The sequence below is a fragment of the Thiolapillus sp. genome, assembly GCF_048562965.1.
In the GTDB taxonomy this organism is placed as follows: Bacteria; Pseudomonadota; Gammaproteobacteria; order Chromatiales; family Chromatiaceae; genus Thiolapillus; species Thiolapillus brandeum_A.
In genome coordinates this window covers 1-2,370 of record NZ_JBHNMF010000501.1, presented here as the reverse complement: position 1 = coordinate 2,370, position 2,370 = coordinate 1, and the positions used below count along the sequence as shown (strand labels likewise).

The 2,370-nt window shown below is 52.9% G+C and carries 2 protein-coding genes; both read left to right on the top strand.

Annotated elements, in window-relative coordinates; all coding sequences use genetic code 11:
- The first annotated feature begins 147 nt into the window (after positions 1-147).
- The gene (locus tag ACOCD2_RS16920; RefSeq protein WP_293652875.1) at positions 148-750 is read left to right on the top strand and encodes an SCO family protein; all 603 of its coding nucleotides are present in this window, start codon (positions 148-150) and stop codon (positions 748-750) included.
- A 349-nt stretch (positions 751-1,099) separates the two neighbouring features.
- Entirely contained in the window at positions 1,100-2,206 is a 1,107-nt protein-coding gene (locus ACOCD2_RS16915; protein WP_293652874.1) for a cytochrome-c peroxidase, read from the top strand.
- The last annotated feature ends 164 nt before the right edge of the window (positions 2,207-2,370 follow it).

Below are 2,370 nucleotides of genomic sequence, written 5' to 3'. Positions count from 1 at the left end.
ACGCCAAGTTCAAATGGACTTGGGCAAGTAATCAATGAAATGGGATAACTCACCAGCCAGCCTTCTCAGAAGGCTGGCATCAAAGCCCCCTTATAGGGGGCAAAAGGCAAGTCTGCGTTCTTAGAACGCAGATTTTTACAGGGTTTCATGATTCGCAGAACACAAATTGTTCTACTGGTATTTGGAGCGCTGTGGGCATCGCTGCTGTTGTCAGCGGGCAAGACAGCTCCAGAGCTGGATGTGCCCGGCATTACCGATGCACCTCCCGGTGGTGATTTTGCCCTGCAAACCAGCAAGGGGCCTTTCCGTCTCAAAGACTACCGGGGAAAAGTGGTGCTGCTGTATTTTGGCTATACCAAATGCCCGGATGTATGTCCGACTTCCCTTTCCTACATGGCACAGGCTTTCAACGAGCTGAACGATGACGAGCTGAAGAAGGTGGTGGGCGTGTTTGTCAGTGTGGATCCCAAGCGGGATACCTTTGAGCTGCTGGACGAGTATGTCGATTACTTCCACCCCAATTTCATCGGCGTCACCGGAAAGCCAGAGGAAATCGCCAAGGCGGCCAAGCTGTATGGTGCCCAGTATTATGAAGTGGAACTCAAGGATTCCGCGTTCGGTTACGCCGTCAATCATTCCGCCGCCACCTATCTGATCGCGCCGGACGGCGAACTGCGTTTCATCTTTCCCCATGGCACTTCGCCAGAGGTCATCAGCGAAGCCATTCGCTATGTGCTGGAAGGCAAGTAGTGCCGCACGGTTTTCGGTTCTGCTTTCTGCGGCACACTGAAGTACAGAGGCGCTGATTGCGCTGTTCACCCGTTGTCTGTCCCAAATCGCGGGAAGTTCTCTCCGGTTTTTCTCCTCCTGAATGAATTGATGCGTTGGCATTTGCAGATAGAACGATTTATTCAATACAGATAGTGTGGGTTATTGATCCAGGTCAACAAGCCATTCCTAACGTATGGTTTTGACAGGCTTTGATGGAACTTATTGAACTTGGTCTGTTTTGTGCATGGTAGAGGGCAGGCTGTCGGCTGTTTGCGTGATTCTTATCCCTCGATGCCGGCAAATTAATAATAGACCTGGAGGAAATCCAATGGTTGTAAGAGTCTCAACGGGGCGCGCTCTACTGGCCGCCACACTGGGGGTCGGATTAGCGGTGACAGCTCAAGCTGCCAGCTATCCGGATATCGGACCCTTGCCGCAGTTGAAAATCGACAAGGCGAAAGCCGAGTTGGGCAAACGCCTGTTCTTTGACAAGCGCCTCTCGGGCGATGCGGGCATTGCCTGTGCCGACTGCCATGTGCCGGAAAAGGCCTACAGCAGCAAGAAAGCACTGTCTCCGGGTTATCCTGGAAACGGGCATTTCCGCAATGCCTCGTCTCTGGTGAATACCGCGCATAAAAACGTGTGGAACTGGGACGGGCGCATCGGTACAAATTTGAATGACATGACCCGCGAGATGATCACGGAAGACTACATCATGAACATGGACATGCGGATCATGCAGGAGCGCGTGAAGCAGGATCCTTTGTACGTGAAGATGTTCAAGGATGCCGGATACGGCGAGCCTTCCAACGGTTCTGTGCGCAAAGCGATTCCTGAATACCTGAAGACCCTGACTTCGACTGGCGCACCGTTCGATACGGGCAAGATGTCTGCCTCGGCCAAGCGCGGCATGAAGCTGTTCAAGGGCAAGGCTGGCTGCATACAGTGCCACAATGGGCCGCTGCTCAGTGATCTGAAACCCCACAATACCGGCGTTCCTGAAAACTTCGATGTATTCATGGATCCCATGAACCATCAGGCTTTCATGGCTTTCACCATGTTTCAGGGTATTCCCAACTATCGCAATCTCAAGCGTGATCCGGGGTATTTCAATGTCACCCTGGAGAAGAAGGACATGGGCAAGTTCATCACGCCTTCCCTGCGGGAGCTCAAGTACAGCGCCCCCTACATGCACAATGGCATGATCAAGACATTGCCGGAAGTCGTGGAGTTCTACAATAACGGCGGTGGAAAGGACAGTCTCAAGAGCAAGAAGCTCAAGCCTCTGGGACTGAGTGCCGGCGAGAAGAAAGACCTGGTTGCATTTCTCGAGTCGCTTTCCGGTGAGCCGCTGACCGGCCCGAAGCATGTATGGAGCCAGCCGTATCCGTCTGAGTATCCTGTCATCGAAAACTGGACGCAGGTCCGTAACTAATCGAGGAGAATGTCATGAGTATAAAGAAAATCGCTCCTACCCTCGTTGCGGCTGCTGTTGCGACTGTATTGACCGCCTGTCAGGCACAGGAGACCAAAGCTGGAAATGCTGCAGCATCCGGAAAGTCCATGGCTGCGAAGACTGCGAAGACTGCGAAGACTGCG

Bases quoted from the DNA above. Each gene is read 5' to 3' on its own strand.
- ACOCD2_RS16915 (WP_293652874.1), top strand. From the start codon at position 1,100: ATGGTTGTAAGAGTCTCAACGGGGCGCGCTCTACTGGCCGCCACACTG.
- ACOCD2_RS16920 (WP_293652875.1), top strand. From the start codon at position 148: ATGATTCGCAGAACACAAATTGTTCTACTGGTATTTGGAGCGCTGTGG.